This window comes from Hymenobacter rubidus (assembly GCF_016734815.1).
In the GTDB taxonomy this organism is placed as follows: Bacteria; Bacteroidota; Bacteroidia; order Cytophagales; family Hymenobacteraceae; genus Hymenobacter; species Hymenobacter rubidus.
This window is the reverse complement of record NZ_JAERQF010000031.1, coordinates 1-14,944: the sequence shown is the minus strand read 5'-3', so window position 1 is coordinate 14,944 and position 14,944 is coordinate 1. Positions and strand designations below refer to the sequence as shown.

The window sequence follows — 14,944 nt, the reverse complement described above, 5'->3', positions numbered from 1 at the left end:
CCACCCTAGTTTATGGCCCTCGAAATCAAAATTCCCGCCGTTGGCGAATCCATCACCGAAGTCACCATTGCGAAGTGGCTCAAAAAGGACGGCGAAGCCGTGAAACGCGACGAAGTCATTGCGGAATTGGAGTCCGACAAAGCCACGTTTGAGCTGCCCGCCGAAGCCGACGGCGTGCTAAAAATCCGCGTTGCCGAAGGCGAAACCATCGGTATCGGTACCGTAATCGCCGATTTGGATGGCGCTGCCGCTGGCAGCGCACCCGCAGCATCAGCACCTGTTGCGGCCCCGGCCGCCAGCGCTCCGGTTGCTGACCCCATCAGCAAAGGCGAAGAAAATCCCAAAGCCAGCGACCAAGCCGGCTACGGAGGCACGCCGGAAGGCGGCGCGGCCCCGGCGGCTCCCGCCGCTGGCGGTGGCTCAGTAGAAATGAAAATCCCCGCCGTGGGCGAGTCCATCACGGAAGTGACGGTGGCCAAGTGGCTGAAGCCCGACGGTGCCCAAGTAGAGCGCGACGAGGTGATTGCCGAGTTGGAATCGGACAAAGCCACGTTTGAGCTGCCGGCAGAAGCCGCTGGCACCCTGCGCCACGCCGTGAAAGAAGGTGAAACCATCAGCATCGGCGCCACCATTGCCCGGATTGAAGGCGGTGGTAAAGTGGGCAACGGTGCTTCGGCACCTGCTGCGCCGGCCGCTGCTCCGGCTGCACCTGTCGCAGCGCTGGCTTCGCAACCCGCCGCGAGCGGCGCGGCTACCTACGCCACGGGGGTGCCCTCGCCGGCTGCCGGCAAGATTCTCGGCGAGAAAGGTATTGCAGCAGCCGACGTAGCCGGCACCGGCCGCGACGGCCGCATCACCAAAGAGGACGCGCAGAATGCCCAGGCTAAGCCGGCAGCCCCCGCGCCTCAGGCTGCACCAACTCCCGCCGCAGCCCCCGCACCAACTGCGCCCGCCGGGGGCAGCCGCGAAGTGCGCCGCGAGCGCATGAGCAACCTGCGCAAGACGGTAGCTCGTCGCCTGGTTTCGGTGAAGAATGAGACGGCCATGCTCACTACTTTCAACGAGGTGAACATGCAGCCCATCATGGACCTGCGCAACAAGTTCAAAGACAAGTTCAAGGAGAAAAACGGCGTGGGTCTGGGCTTCATGTCCTTCTTTACCAAAGCCGTGTGCGTGGCCCTGAAAGAGTGGCCTGCGGTGAATGCCCAAATTGACAACGGCGAAATCGTGTATTCCGATTTCTGCGACATCAGCATTGCCGTATCGGCGCCGAAAGGACTGGTGGTGCCCGTCATTCGCAACGCCGAGCAACTGTCCTTCGATGGCATCGAAAAGGAAGTGGTGCGCCTTGCCACCTTGGCCCGCGACAACAAGCTCACCATTGAGCAAATGAGCGGCGGCACGTTCACCATCACCAACGGCGGCGTGTTTGGCTCCATGCTCAGCACGCCCATTATCAACGCGCCACAGTCGGCCATTCTGGGCATGCACAACATCATTCAGCGCCCGGTGGCCGAGAATGGCCAAGTGGTGGTGCGCCCCATGATGTACCTTGCCCTGAGCTATGACCACCGCATCATCGACGGGCGTGAGTCGGTGAGCTTCCTGGTGCGGGTAAAAGAATTGCTCGAAGACCCGACTCGTCTGTTGTTAGGGGTGTAAATTCCAGATTTTGGATTTTATGAAGGCCAGTTCCCATGCCGGGAATTGGCCTTTTCATTTTTGGACGATTAAGACCGTTTTTTGCTCGTTGAACAATAGAATTTGCCGGTTGAAAAAATATAATGCTTGCTTGTGATTTATCGGCTTTAGTATCTTTGAGGGCCGGTTGAAGGTAGCATAATTATATTTTATGGCAAAGTTTATCACTCCGACGTGTCAGGAATGCCCTCACCGCAAAGGGCCGCTGATGGGCTGCTGTCAATTAGAGGAATTGGATTTTATCGCTCGTAGTAAGGTATCGCAGAGCTATCAGAAGGGACAGCGCATCTTTCACGAGGGCAGCCCGGCGCTGGGGCTGCATTGCGTGAGCCAAGGCAAAATCAAGATTACCAAAGCCAGCGGCGAAGGCAAAGAGCAAATCACCCGCCTGGCAAAAGGCGGCGACATGTTGGGCTTTCATTCGGTGCTCACCGAGCCCCAATATTCAACCTCGGCCGTGGCATTGGAAGACTGCGTGGTGTGCTTTATTCCGCGCGCCGATTTCTTCCGGGTGTGGCAATCGAATCAGCAATTCTCAACTTCCCTGATGCAGATGATGGCCAAGGCCTTGGGCGAGGCCGAAGTGCAACTGCTGCACTTGGCCTACAAGCCCGTGCGCGAGCGTCTGGCCGAGGCGCTGCTGCTGCTGTACCATACGTTTCGGGAGAAGGAGGCGCTGTTGCCGTTCAGCGTGGCTGTCTCGCGGGAAGACCTGGCGGCGCTGGTGGGCACGGCCAAGGAAACGGCAACCCGCTTGCTTTCGGAGTTTAAAGAAGCAGGCATTATCAGCACCCGCGGCAGCCAGGTGACGATTCTTGACTTGAATGGCCTTAGCCAGATTGCTTCGCTCTACGATTAAAGCTGGTGCTGCGCCCGGCGGTAGAGAGTGGAGCAAACTGCCCCGACAAGCCTGCTCGGGCAGTTCTTGAACGAATCAAAGCGATTGCGCTGGCAACAACTGAGAATCGGGATTTGGCCATCGATTGACTTCGCCAGGTGGAGCGTGGGATAACGCATTTGACGTCAAAGCAGCGAAATCGAAACGGGATTGGTAGTGTTGAGCTTGTTTATTACATGAAATGGGTTTAATTACATTAATGAATATGATTTTTTAATTTCTTAAGTAATGTAAATCATATTGAAAAGTGACGAATGTTATTTTTATTGGGTACCATTGTTGTTGAGCTTTGTATTAGAAAAAAGTTGCTATTGGAGAGAGGTAAATATCATATAATGTGAAAATTATAACGAATTAGATTAGGTTTTTATCCAATGATTTCTGTTGTCGTTCCTGATAAATTACTGCTCAGACGTGCTAATAGAAAACAAGCGAATACTTCGCTGGAGGTAAAGGAAAGCGCAGTGGTGACAGGCGCTGCTATTAAAAAAATAATAAATCATGTTTTAGTTCAGATTTCCGGACCCTCAACCATTATGGTGGTGGAAACGGCTACTGGAACCTGCCTGGCACACATAGGCCGGGCACGCGGCTTAGACACCGCAGGTGTGGCAGAGTGCCACGCGCAACTTGTGCGCCAGCAGCAGCTAACTATGGTCCGGTTGGGCATGCGCGGCGAGCGGCTAGAAGATATTCTCGTGCCGTTTCGCAAGCAGCTTCACCTCATTCGGATGGCGAAAAGCGGCGAGTGGTTTGTGCATCTGGCCGTGAAAACGCAGGATACAAGCCTGGCCCTGGCCCGTGAAATATTGAAATCGATTATTCCATAACCGTTTGTTTTAACTCATTTTACCCACCCTTTTTCATTCCCCAACATGGCTTATTCAACTAATTCTCCCGCTGGCAAAGTAGTACAGGAGGTTCTCAACGACCTGCCGGGCCTCGTGGCTATTGCCGTAGTCGACACCACCTCGGGCATGGCGCTGGCGTCGCACTCGAACTCGCCGAGCATCAACCCGGAAACGGCGGCGGCCTACAACACGGAAGTGGTGAAGCAGAAGCAAAAGGCCATGTCGGCCCTCAAGCTCAGCGGCGAGAACATCGAGGACATCCTCATCACCCTCACCAACCAGCTGCACATCATCAAGCTGGTCAACAACGGCACCAAGTTCATCTACCTCGTGGTCAACTCGCGCGACACCAACCTGGCCATTGCACGCGAGGTGCTGCGGGCTACCGCGAACCAGCTCAATTAATTTCGGCGACGGCCCCGCCGTCGGGTTGCAACACGATTGCCGGGAACCGCGGCGGGGCAGCGGGCCGGGCACCAGCCGGGGACGGAGGACCCGCGCATTATGAAAATCCCCTTTCTCAAGCAACTGCAGCGCCTGACCGGGCCGGCTCCCAACCAGATTGAACTGGCCACTACCGGCCCGGGCAGCGCTGGCATCGAGCAGGCTATGCAGCATTTGCTGGCCGAACTGCCTGATTTGCTAATGGCTGCCGTGGTGGACCTGAGCACCGGCCGGCCGCTGGCCACCTACACCGCTGAGCGCACGCTGCGTCCTGCGGCGGTTGTTGGCTTCGACGTTGAGGCGGTGCGGCAGGTGCGGGCGCTGCTGCTCACGCAAGGCACGGAACCTGATGACCTGGAAGAACTGCTCCTGACGCTACCCACGCAGCTGCAATTGGTGCGGCTGGTGCCGAGCAGGCAGCAGTTTGTGTACCTGGCAGTGGATAGCCGGGATACCAATCTGGGCATTGCCCGTGCGGTGATGCACAGCAGTTTGGCGCTGCTGGGAACGGTGGCGGAAGCCTAAAAAGGCTCGTGGCTGGCTGATGAAGCCACAATGTTCATTTTCTCACCTTTTTTCTCCATCATCCCATGAAGCTTACCGCTACCCCCTTCGACCCGCAAACCGGCGACCTGTTGCCGGTGTACCGGGACGCCTACCTGCGCGGCGACCTGGTCCGCTCCTCGGCCCGCGCCGTGGAAGAGTACCTGCGCAAAGATGCTACGCAGGCCCACTCCACCGTGACGCGCTGGCACGAAATGACCACCACGGAAGGAGCCGAAGCCGCTGCCTCCACCACGTGGGTGCAGAAGCAGCTGCTCTTTATTCGGGAGCAGCCGCAGCGCTTCCGTCGCCGGGCCCTGACCATGGTGGCCGGCGCCGCGCTGGTGGCCGGCGCATCGATGGCCGGCACCCGCCTGCCCTCGCACAACTCGCCAGTGATAACCACGGCCCCCGTAGAACTGGCCGCTTTGGAAACTGCCGCCGGTGCCGCCGCCGAAGCCAGCGCCACGCGCATGGTGACGGTGCACGGCCGCATCCTGAACGAAAAAGGCCAGCCGCTGGTAGGCGCCACCGTGCTGCGTAAGGGCACGCACTTTGGCGCCAGCACCGACGCGGCCGGGAACTACGCCCTGCGCGTACCCGCCGCCGAAGCCACTTCTGCGACGCTGCAGTATGGCTACGCCGGCTATGCCGACCAGGAGCTGAAAGCGGCCGACGTTACCGCTGAGGGCGTGAGCCTGCAGCCCCAAGTGGCCAAGCGCAAGCACTGGCTTTTCTTCTAATCAACTGTCTTTAGTTGCCTATTCGTGTTATCCTAAGTGAAAGCGAGGACCTACCGTAAGCACGTTGCGAACAAGCTTAAAGAATCTTCTTTATCCATTTCTCTTTCTCCATCAGCCACTATGGCCTATTCTAAAAATACTGCTGCCGGCAAAGCCATCGAGGCCATCATCAACGATTTGCCGGGCCTGGTGGCCGTGGCGGTAGTCGATATCAGCTCCGGCATGGCGCTGGCGTCGCACTCGAACTCGCCGAGCATCAACCCGGAAACGGCGGCGGCCTACAACACGGAAGTGGTGAAGCAGAAGCAAAAGGCCATGTCGGCCCTCAAGCTCAGCGGCGAGAACATCGAGGACATCCTCATCACCCTCACCAACCAGCTGCACATCATCAAGCTGGTCAACAACGGCACCAAGTTCATCTACCTCGTGGTCAACTCGCGCGACACCAACCTGGCCATTGCACGCGAGGTGCTGCGGGCCCACGTTGACGAAATCAACTAAGCCGGCTTCGTTAGCCCATAGTTAAGGCCTGCAAAAAGCCCGTCCAAGGAGTTGGACGGGCTTTTTGCTTATAAGGCAGACCGGCAACTTATTCTGCGGTGTCTGAAAGGATGTCCGCTGGGCTTGGTGTAAAACGGGTTTTAAAGCGGGCGTAGAGCGCATTCATGCCCAGCAGCAGCAGGCCCATGAGGATGAAAACCACTGCCCGGGTGATGGTGCCGCTGCGGCTGAGGTCGAAGAACACCAACCGCACCAAGCAGGTCAGCATTTCCGCCAGCAACAGGTAGCGCAGGTCCTGCCGCCGCAGCAAGAGACTGGCGCTGAGCACGGCTACGATTTCGAGCATGAGCAGCAGCGAAAGCGCCAGCAATGCCGGGTAGAGCAGACCGGCCTCTAGGGGGCGACGCGGCCTGGCCAGCAGTGCCGACGCGGGCGAGAGGCCGGTAAAAGGCGCTTTGCCAACGTGCAGTGCCACAGCCACGTAGCCAAACAGGAGCATACGGCGGCCGATTGTAGCTGGCTGGCCCGCGCCACGGGCAGCGGCGATGGACACGAAAGAAAGCGTCAGGCCGCCGCTACTTTTTAGGCGTTGCGCGTCATCCTTTCGGGGCGACGGCCGTTAAACCGAATTCACCTGCATTTCAGTATGAATAAGACTAACTATTTCTTTCGCCCGGCCAAATTTTGGCCCGTAATGGGTTTTGCGACGCTGGCGGGCATGCGCAGCGTAAGCGCCCCGGCCTTCTTGAGCCATTATTTGTCGCGGCAGCCGCATTCCGGCCTGGCGAAATCGCCGTTGCGGCTTTTGCAAAAGCCCATTGCCGCGAAGCTGCTGAAGGTGCTGGCAGCCGGCGAAATGGTGATGGACAAGCTGCCCGGCACGCCCAACCGCACGGCCCCGCCGGTGCTGCTGGGCCGCCTGCTATCGGGGGCGTTGGTGGGGGCGGCCTGGTACAAGTCGCGTCATGGCAGCGCCCTGGGCGGCGGGGTGCTGGGTGGCCTGGCGGCCGTGGCGGCCACATTCGCGAGCTATGCGCTGCGCACGGGCATTAGCCGGCAAGCAAATGTGCCCATTGCCCTCGTGGGAGTGGGCGAAGACGCGTTGGTGGTAGGCAGTGGCGCAGCATTGCTGCGGATGCAAAAGCCAGCACCCAGCGGCCGGGCGCTCTAGCTCTGGCGGCTGGGCAATGACAGCCGGTTGGGCATCATGCGGTGCTCAAACATGGCCCCAATGCTGTGGGCGCGGGCTTTGGCGTCGTCGGCTTTTGGCCCCGAAAATAGCTCGTCGACACTGGCTCGGAACAACACCAGCCACCGCTGAAAATGGGCCGGCGTGATGGGCAGCGGGAAATGCTTGGCCATCGGCCGGCCTTTGTAGCGGCTGGTGCCCAGCAGCACGCTGCTCCAGAAATCGTACATGGTGGGCAGGTGCTGCGCCCAATCCACCTGCGCCACGTCGTTGAACACCGGCCGCAGCAGCTCGTCCTCATTTACGCGGGCGTAGAACGTGTCTACCAGCCGCACAATGTCGGCTTCGGTTTCGAGGTCGGGGAGGGGCAAGACGTTCATGGCTAAAAGAAGCGAGGTTCGAGGCCGTTGGTTCCGACTGCACGGCTAGGTTTTCCGGCGGCCGCCTAGTACTACCAGCACCACGGCCAGCACAATCAGGGCCGCGCCGCCCAGCATTTCCAGGCTCAAACTTTCGCCCGCAAAGGCCCAGCCCAGCAGCACGGCCACCACCGGATTGACAAACGCGTAGGTGCCCGCCAGGGCCGGCTCCACTGCCCGCAACAGCCAGATGTAGGCCGTGAAAGCCACAATGGACCCAAAGGTGACCAGATACGCATACGCCATCCACGACTTGGCCGTGACCTGCGCCAGCTCAAATCCCGAGGCCTCGCCCCGCACCAAGCCAACCACCAGCATGGCCGCGCCGCCGCACAGCATCTGCATGCCGCCCGAGGCAAAGGGCGACGGCGCGGGCTGGTGGTTCTTGGCATAAAGCGAGCCCACGGCCCACACCAGCGAAGCCACCAGCACGCAGCCCAGGCCCAGCAAGGCATGGCCCGGCACCTTTACGGCCGTAGCGGAGGTGTGCGCGGCCAGCAGGTACATGCCCACCATGCCCGCGCCCAAGCCCAGCGTCACCCACTTGTTGGGCCGGGGCGACACGCCGCTCAGCCACCCCAGCACCGCCAGAAACATGGGCACCGTGGCCACCAGCAGCGCCGTGATGCCGCTGGGCAAATACTGCACCCCCAGCGTGACGCCCCCGTTGCCAAAGCCCAGCAAACACAGCCCGATAATGGCCGCAAAACCCCAGCCCCGCCACGTGGGCGCCGGCTCGCCGCGCCAGCGCATGTAGCCATACAGCAGCCCGCCCGCCAAGCCGTAGCGCGTGCCCGCCATGAGCAGCGGCGGCATGCTGGCCACCGCAAATTTCATGACCAGATAGGTAGAGCCCCAGATGAGGTAGACCAGCGCAAAAGCAATGAATAAAGCGGCCCGCGAAGGGGCAGGAGTGGAAGCAGCAGCGGGCATAGCAACACGAATGATGGCCGCAAAACTACGCCCCGCTGTAGCGCGAGCTTTGTAGTCCGCGTCCCGGAACGAGTCGTAGCAATGACGTGGGGACGCGAACTACAAAGTTCGCACCCCTGAAACGGCCGTTATGCCGGCGGCGGTTGTTGCTTTGCATGATGAATGAAAAGAAGCTTCTCCTCGCGCTGCTGGCGTTTCTGTGGCTGCTGCCCCCCGCCACGGCCCAGCTGCTCCAGCCCAAACCGGCCGCCTACACCCGCGCCGACTCGCTGCGCGGCGGCAACGGCCCGCTCCGCGCCTGCTACGACCTCCACTACTACCACCTCGACGTGAAGCTGGACCCGGCCCAGCGCTTCCTCAGCGGCTCCACCCTCTTCCGTTTCACCGCCACACAGGATTTCACCCGCCTGCAATTCGACCTTTTTGCCAACCTGCAGGTGGAGAAGGTGCTCTATCAGGGCAAGGATGTGCCTTTCACCCGCGAAGCAAATGCGGTATTTGTCACCTTCCCCAAACTCATTCAGCAAGGCAGCCGCGACGAATTCACCGTGCAGTATTCCGGCAGCCCCACGGTGGCCAAAAAAGCGCCTTGGGACGGTGGCCTGGTTTTCAGCACCGATGCCGCCGGCAAGCCCTGGGTAGCGTCGGCCTGCCAGGGCATCGGGGCCAGCATCTGGTGGCCGTGCAAAGACCAGCAGGCCGATGAAGTGGACAGCATGCTCATCAGCATCAGCGTGCCCAATGGCCTGAAGGACGTTTCCAACGGCCGTTTGCGGCGCACCACCAAGCTGAAAGGCGGCTACACGCGCTTTGACTGGGCCGTGCGCAACCCCATCAACAACTACGACGTGGCCCTGAACGTGGGCGACTATCAGCATTTTTCCGACTCGTACCAGGGCGAAAAAGGCTTGCTCACGCTCGATTATTGGGTGCTGCCCGAAAACGTAGCCAAAGCCAAAACCCAGTTTGCCGCCAACGTGAAGCCCATGCTCAAAAGCATGGAAAGCTGGTTTGGCCCCTACCCGTGGTACCCGGACGGCTACAAGCTGGTGGATGCGCCCCACCTCGGCATGGAGCACCAGAGCGCCGTGGCCTACGGCAACAAGTACCAGAACGGCTACCTTGGCCGCGACCGCAGCAACACCGGCTGGGGCACGAAGTGGGACTTCATCATCGTCCACGAAAGCGGCCACGAGTGGTTCGGCAACAACATTACCACGAAGGACATTGCCGACATGTGGGTGCACGAAAGCTTCACCACCTACTCCGAAGCGCTGTTTGTGGAAACCCAGTTTGGCAAGCAGGCGGGCCATGAGTACATCCACGGCCAGCGCCGCAACATCCAGAACGACGCCCCCATCATCGGCCCCTACGGCGTGAACAAGGAAGGCTCGGGCGACATGTACGACAAGGGCAGCGCCCTGCTCAACACCCTGCGCACCGTGCTGAACGACGACGCGAAATGGCGCCAGTTGCTGCGCGGCCTCTCGGCCACCTTCTACCACCAGACCGTGACGGGCCAGCAGGTTATCGACTACATCAACCGCGAAAGCGGCCGCGACTTCACCAAGGTTTTCGACCAGTACCTGCGCCACCGCAACATTCCCACCCTGGAAATCCGCTTCGAAGACGGCAAGACCCTGGCCCGCTGGGTGGCCGACGTCGACAAGTTCGACCTGCCGGTGCGCGTGCGGCTGAAAGGCGGCGAGTACCAGTTCATCAAGCCCGCTGCCCGCTTTACCGAAATAAAGGAGTTGGCCGGCGCCACCAAGGAAACGCTGGAGGTCGACACGTTCAACTATTACATCGGCGTGCTGGTTGATTAGGCAGAACCGACAAAAAGAACGGTCATGCTGAGCGCGGCCGAAGCATCTCGCGTGCAATAGTAAACCCATTCGATTGAGTTACTACTGCATGCGAGATGCTTCGACTACGCTCAGCATGACGTTCTTTTAATTCGTCTCCTCCCCAAAAATCGCCCCACCCGCCGCCGCTGTGCCGTACCTTCGCCCGAGCGTACAATCATTGAAAACCTCCTCATGAATCAATACGACGTCACCGTCATCGGCTCCGGCCCCGGCGGCTATGTAGCGGCCATCCGCTGCGCCCAGCTCGGCCTCAAAACGGCCCTCATCGAGAAATACCCCACCCTGGGCGGCACCTGCCTCAACGTGGGCTGCATCCCCAGCAAGGCCCTGCTCGACTCCTCTGAGCACTACCACAACGCCCATTCGGTGTTTGCCGAGCACGGCATCGGCCTCGACAACCTGACCGTCGACATGAACCGCATGATTGACCGCAAGGCCGGGGTGGTGAAGGCCAACGTGGACGGCATTGCCTACCTGATGAAGAAGAACAAAATCGACGTCCTCACCGGCGTGGGTTCTTTTGTTGACAAAAACCACATCAGCATCGCGCCCCGCGAAGGCGGCGAAGCCCAGCAGATTGAAACCAAAAACGTCATCATCGCCACTGGCTCCAAGCCCACGGTGCTGCCGTTCATCGCCCAGGACAAGGAGCGCATCATCACCAGCACCGAGGCCCTGAACATCCGTGAAGTGCCCAAGCACATGATTGTGATTGGCGGCGGCGTGATTGGCCTCGAAATGGCTTCCGTGTACGCCCGCCTCGGCGCCAAAGTGTCGGTGGTGGAGTTCATGGACAGCATCATCCCGACCATGGACCGCGGCCTGGGCAAAGAGCTGAAGCGCGTGCTGGGCAAAATCGGCATCGAATTCTTCTTCTCGCACAAAGTGACCGGCGCCACCCGCGACGGCGACACCGTGACCGTGACGGCCACCAACGCCAAGGGCGAGGAAGTGAAGTTTGAGGGCGACTACTGCCTCGTGGCCGTGGGCCGCGTGCCCTACACCGCCGGCCTCAACCTCGAAGCCGCCGGCGTGCAGATGGAAGAGCGCGGCCGCATCAAGGTCGACGAGCACCTGCAAACCAACGTGCCCGGCATCTACGCCATCGGCGACGTGATTCGGGGCGCCATGCTGGCCCACAAGGCCGAGGAAGAAGGCGTGTTCGTGGCCGAAACCATCGTGGGCCAGAAGCCGCACATCAACTACCTGCTCATCCCCGGCGTGGTGTACACCTGGCCCGAAGTGGCCGGCGTGGGCTACACCGAGGAGCAGCTCAAGGAGCAGGGCAAGGCCTACAAGGTGGGCTCCTTCCCCTTCAAAGCCAGCGGCCGCGCCCGCGCCAGCGGCGACACCGACGGCTTTGTGAAGGTGCTGGCCGACATAACCACCGACGAAATCCTGGGCGTCCACATGATTGGCCCGCGCATCGCCGACCTCATCGCCGAAGCCGTGACCGCCATGGAGTTCCGCGCCTCCGCCGAGGACGTGGCCCGCATGAGCCACTCGCACCCCACCTACGCCGAGGCCATGAAAGAAGCGTGTTTGGCGGCGACGGAGAGCCGGGCCATTCACATGTAACAACCGACGAGTATCACGTCATGAAAAAGTGCCTAAGGCTTCCATAGCTTTAGGCACTTTTTATTTTATTAAAGGTATGCGCAATTGTCTTTTTCTGCTACCCCTATTCGCGCTGCTAATGGCTTGCGGCGCCCAACCGAAAACAACAGAAGCTGAAACCTCAGCCCGAAATACGACAACTGTTAGCACCACTGATTCTACACCGCCGCCAAAAGATTCGAGCGTGAATCAGGGAGAACGGGCGGTGCCGCAACGTCCAGTACAAGTGAACGTCTCAACCTTGGCGGATTCTTTACAAGCCGCCGTTGGGCCGCGAAAAATGCGCTTTCAGCACATCAGCGACGCTGCCTTACGGCAAATGATTGCGAACAATGATTTGCACGTCGACACCCTGTTTGGGAAATTCCTACTCATCAATATTCTTCCCAATCCTCTTGGGCCGGCTTACTATTCCATGCAATTGCTCTACCGGCCCGACCCCGCGAAAACCGATTGGATTCAAACGCCATTGGAATTAGTAGGAGGGCGCCTGCAAAATTGGGAAGCCAATTGCCAGTTTCAGAAAGCCGATACGGCCCATTTGGGACCGCAAATGGCGTCGGTTGTCATGATAACCGTGGGAGAGCTGCAGCGGATGCGCAATTGGGACGGCATTACCAACTGCGTCAACATCATTGATGTGTCTGAGGAGCCGCAGATGCTGCTTAAAGCCGAGAGCTACAATTGCGAGAATAGCCAGGACGCCGCCGCCGAAGAACAAAGTCCTGAACGAGTTTGCTGCCAACAATTGATTAGCCTGCGGCAGAAGAAAATTATTGTTGGGCCGGTAATGGGTGTAGCCGGCGGTGCGGTCACCGCTGAGCTTAGCTCGTTACCCGCGGGAGCATACAGCTATGAGCGTGGAAGGGTATTGCGAGTAGGGAAGTAACTGTTGAAACGCAAGCGGCGGCAGCTACGGGCGCTTCTGCCGCTTTCGGCATGGAAGCGGGGGGCTGTTTCCCAAGCCCCACCAACGGCTTCCGAATGCCCGCCAACCGCTTCCGAACCACAAACCTTCCCTTCCGAACACCCGCTATCTACTTCCGAAGCCTCGCCAACGGTTTCCGAACCACAAACCCTGGCTTCCGAACGCCCGCCAACGGGTTCCGAACCACAAACCTTGGCCTCCGAAGCATCGCCAGCCGCTTCCGAAGCACAAACTTTGCCTCCGAAGGCTCGCCAATCGGTTCCGAACGCCCGCCAACCGCTTCCGAAGCACAAACCTTCTTGCCGAACCATAAACCTTCGTGCCGAAGCGTAAACCTTGCTTCCGAAGCATAAACCTTCGCTCGGTTTGATATGCTTACTTTTGAAGTATGTCGCCCCATTCCCTCACGCCCGCCAACACACCCATCGCCTCGGGCAGCTTCAACGTGTATGCCCGCGAGCAGTTCATCAGCGACAAGGTGGCGTTTGGGCGGCGCGATTACTACAAGATTTCGCTGCTCACCGGCAGCAGCCGCTACAACTACGCCACCCGCGGCGTGCTCATCGACCAGCCCGCGCTGGTGTTTTCCAACCCGCTGATTCCGTATTCCTGGGAGCGGGTGTCGGAGGAGCAGGGCGGCTACCTGTGCATGTTCACCGAGGAGTTTCTCATCGTGAATGACCGGGCCGCCAGCCTGCAGGAGTCGCCGCTGTTCCGGCTCGGGTCCGACCCAGTGTACCTCGTGGATGACGCGCAATACGCCGACCTGAGCTACTTCTTTCGCAAGATGCTGCAGGAGATGAATTCGGGCTACGTGTACCAGCAGGAAGTCATCCGCAACTACCTCAACCTGCTCATTCACGAGGCCCTGAAGCTGCAGCCGCAGGCCAGCTACTACCAGCACCCCAACGCCGCCACGCGCATTGCAACCCTGTTTCAGGGGCTGCTGGAGCGGCAGTTTCCCATCGACTCGCCCACCCACGGCCTGCAGCTGCGCACGCCCGGCGACTTCGCCCGCCAGCTTTCGGTGCACGTCAACCACCTCAACCGGGCCGTGCGCGACCTCACCGGCAAAACCACCTCCGTGCACATTGCCGAGCGCATCGTGCGCGAGGCCCGGGCCCTGCTGCAGCACACCGACTGGACCACCGCCGAAATTGCCTACAGCCTCGGCTTCGAGTACCCCACCTACTTCAACAACTTCTTCAAGAAGCAAACCGGCACCACGCCCTCGGCCCACCGCGCGCTGGTGGGCAGACTAACAGCGGCCTAGTCGGCGGTTTGAATTTCTTACTTTTTCGTTTGAATCTCGTTAGGGCCGCGCGGCGGGGTAGGGGACTTTTGTGCTGTTCAATCAACGCAGTCACAACTCCCCCATGAAATACGCCTTCATCACCGGCGCCAACAAAAGCATTGGCTTCGAAACCGCCCGCCAGTTGCTCCAGCAGGGCTACTACGTGTACCTCGGCAGCCGCAGCCTTGAAAACGGCCGGCAAGCCGTGGCCCAGCTCCACGCCGAAGGCCTCACCCAGGTAGAGCCCGTGCAGCTCGACGTAACCGATGCCGCCTCGGTGGCCGCCGCCCGGCAGGCCATCGGCCAGAAAGGAACCGGGCTCGACGTGCTCATCAACAACGCCGGCGTCAGCGGGGCTTTGCCCCAAACGGCGGCGGCTACCGACGTAGCCACGTTCAAGGAAGTGTACGACACCAACGTATTTGGCGTGGTGCAGACCACCCAGGCCTTCCTCGACTTGCTGCGGGCCTCGGCCGAGCCCCGCATCGTGAACGTGACCTCGGGCCTGGGCTCGCTCACCTTGCACACCGACCCCAGCTGGAAGTACTACCCTGTGAAGACGGCGGCCTACGGCTCGTCCAAAGCCGCGCTCAACATGTACACCATCGTGCTGGCCTATGAGCTGCGCGACACCCCGTTCAAAGTGAACGCCGTGGACCCCGGCTACACCGCCACCGATTTCAACCACCACAGCGGCCCCGGCACCGTGCCCGATGCGGCGGCGCGCGTGGTGAAAGCCGCCGTATTGGCGCCGGATGGCCCCACCGGCCAGTTCTTTAGCGACGACAACGCCCCGGAAACGGGCATCAGTGCCTGGTAGCAGTTCAGGTATTTAGAGGGTGTCTGCGTCCCTTTAAACGTCACGCTTGAACGTCCTGCTCATTTGGCGTCCGTGCGCCAAACTTTCTCTATGATTTTGTCAGGCTCCCCTCTCCTTAGGAGAGGGGCCGGGGGTGAGGCGCTACGTCAGAACGAAGCGGGCAAGATGCTTCGCTGCGCTCTGCATGACCGCCTA

16 protein-coding genes are annotated in these 14,944 nt (G+C 60.1%); 13 read left to right on the top strand and 3 right to left on the bottom strand.

The features are described from left to right. The first annotated feature begins 12 nt into the window (after positions 1 to 12). The 7 genes from odhB to JKL48_RS17920 all read left to right on the top strand — a co-directional run bounded on the left by odhB (position 13) and on the right by JKL48_RS17920 (position 5,681). Positions 13 to 1,662: a 2-oxoglutarate dehydrogenase complex dihydrolipoyllysine-residue succinyltransferase gene (odhB, locus tag JKL48_RS17950; protein WP_201985637.1), complete on the top strand. Its 1,650-nt coding sequence runs from the start codon at positions 13 to 15 to the stop codon at positions 1,660 to 1,662. A 271-nt stretch (positions 1,663 to 1,933) separates the two neighbouring features. Next, a complete protein-coding gene (locus JKL48_RS17945) occupies positions 1,934 to 2,560 on the top strand; it encodes a Crp/Fnr family transcriptional regulator (RefSeq protein WP_201985635.1) in 627 nt (208 codons plus the stop codon). A gap of 413 nt (positions 2,561 to 2,973) precedes the next feature. Continuing rightward, positions 2,974 to 3,429 (top strand): hypothetical protein, encoded by a 456-nt coding sequence (locus tag JKL48_RS17940; RefSeq protein ID WP_201985633.1) that lies wholly within the window; start codon positions 2,974 to 2,976, stop codon positions 3,427 to 3,429. Positions 3,430 to 3,474: 45 nt separating this feature from the next. Further along, a complete protein-coding gene (locus tag JKL48_RS17935; RefSeq protein WP_201985631.1) occupies positions 3,475 to 3,855 on the top strand; it encodes a roadblock/LC7 domain-containing protein in 381 nt (126 codons plus the stop codon). A 99-nt stretch (positions 3,856 to 3,954) separates the two neighbouring features. After that, positions 3,955 to 4,419 (top strand): hypothetical protein, encoded by a 465-nt coding sequence (locus tag JKL48_RS17930; RefSeq protein WP_201985629.1) that lies wholly within the window; start codon positions 3,955 to 3,957, stop codon positions 4,417 to 4,419. Between the two features lie 65 nt (positions 4,420 to 4,484). After that, positions 4,485 to 5,180 (top strand): carboxypeptidase-like regulatory domain-containing protein, encoded by a 696-nt coding sequence (locus tag JKL48_RS17925; protein ID WP_201985627.1) that lies wholly within the window; start codon positions 4,485 to 4,487, stop codon positions 5,178 to 5,180. Between the two features lie 120 nt (positions 5,181 to 5,300). Further along, positions 5,301 to 5,681: a hypothetical protein gene (locus JKL48_RS17920; protein WP_201985618.1), complete on the top strand. Its 381-nt coding sequence runs from the start codon at positions 5,301 to 5,303 to the stop codon at positions 5,679 to 5,681. Positions 5,682 to 5,769: 88 nt separating this feature from the next. Here JKL48_RS17920 and JKL48_RS17915 read toward each other — a convergent pair whose 3' ends face one another. After that, positions 5,770 to 6,234 carry a DUF2339 domain-containing protein gene (locus JKL48_RS17915; RefSeq protein ID WP_201985616.1) on the bottom strand — a complete coding sequence of 155 codons (465 nt, stop codon included), beginning with the start codon at positions 6,232 to 6,234 and terminating at the stop codon, positions 5,770 to 5,772. A gap of 93 nt (positions 6,235 to 6,327) precedes the next feature. Between JKL48_RS17915 and JKL48_RS17910 the strand changes: the two genes are divergently transcribed. Beyond that, positions 6,328 to 6,852, top strand: a complete 525-nt coding sequence (locus JKL48_RS17910; RefSeq protein ID WP_201985614.1) for a DUF4126 family protein — start codon at positions 6,328 to 6,330, stop codon at positions 6,850 to 6,852. Here the strand turns inward: JKL48_RS17910 and JKL48_RS17905 are convergent. Further along, positions 6,849 to 7,250: a group III truncated hemoglobin gene (locus JKL48_RS17905; RefSeq protein ID WP_201985612.1), complete on the bottom strand. Its 402-nt coding sequence runs from the start codon at positions 7,248 to 7,250 to the stop codon at positions 6,849 to 6,851. The two genes, JKL48_RS17910 and JKL48_RS17905, sit on opposite strands and share 4 nt — an antisense overlap. A 45-nt stretch (positions 7,251 to 7,295) precedes the next feature. Next, the gene (gene yedA, locus JKL48_RS17900) at positions 7,296 to 8,222 is read right to left on the bottom strand and encodes a drug/metabolite exporter YedA (RefSeq protein ID WP_201985610.1); all 927 of its coding nucleotides are present in this window, start codon (positions 8,220 to 8,222) and stop codon (positions 7,296 to 7,298) included. Positions 8,223 to 8,377: 155 nt separating this feature from the next. On the opposite strand from yedA, the gene JKL48_RS17895 reads away from it, so the two are divergent. From JKL48_RS17895 to JKL48_RS17875, 5 genes are all read left to right on the top strand, one after another. Beyond that, entirely contained in the window at positions 8,378 to 10,048 is a 1,671-nt protein-coding gene (locus tag JKL48_RS17895) for a M1 family metallopeptidase (protein ID WP_201985608.1), read from the top strand. A gap of 213 nt (positions 10,049 to 10,261) precedes the next feature. After that, complete coding sequence (lpdA, locus tag JKL48_RS17890) at positions 10,262 to 11,668, top strand: dihydrolipoyl dehydrogenase (RefSeq protein ID WP_201985599.1); 1,407 nt, start codon at positions 10,262 to 10,264, stop codon at positions 11,666 to 11,668. 28 nt (positions 11,669 to 11,696) lie between these two features. Then, positions 11,697 to 12,596, top strand: a complete 900-nt coding sequence (locus JKL48_RS17885) for a hypothetical protein (RefSeq protein ID WP_201985597.1) — start codon at positions 11,697 to 11,699, stop codon at positions 12,594 to 12,596. 427 nt (positions 12,597 to 13,023) lie between these two features. Further along, a complete protein-coding gene (locus tag JKL48_RS17880) occupies positions 13,024 to 13,908 on the top strand; it encodes a helix-turn-helix domain-containing protein (protein WP_201985595.1) in 885 nt (294 codons plus the stop codon). 103 nt (positions 13,909 to 14,011) lie between these two features. Further along, positions 14,012 to 14,749, top strand: a complete 738-nt coding sequence (locus tag JKL48_RS17875; protein ID WP_201985593.1) for an SDR family NAD(P)-dependent oxidoreductase — start codon at positions 14,012 to 14,014, stop codon at positions 14,747 to 14,749. Positions 14,750 to 14,944: the final 195 nt, after the last annotated feature.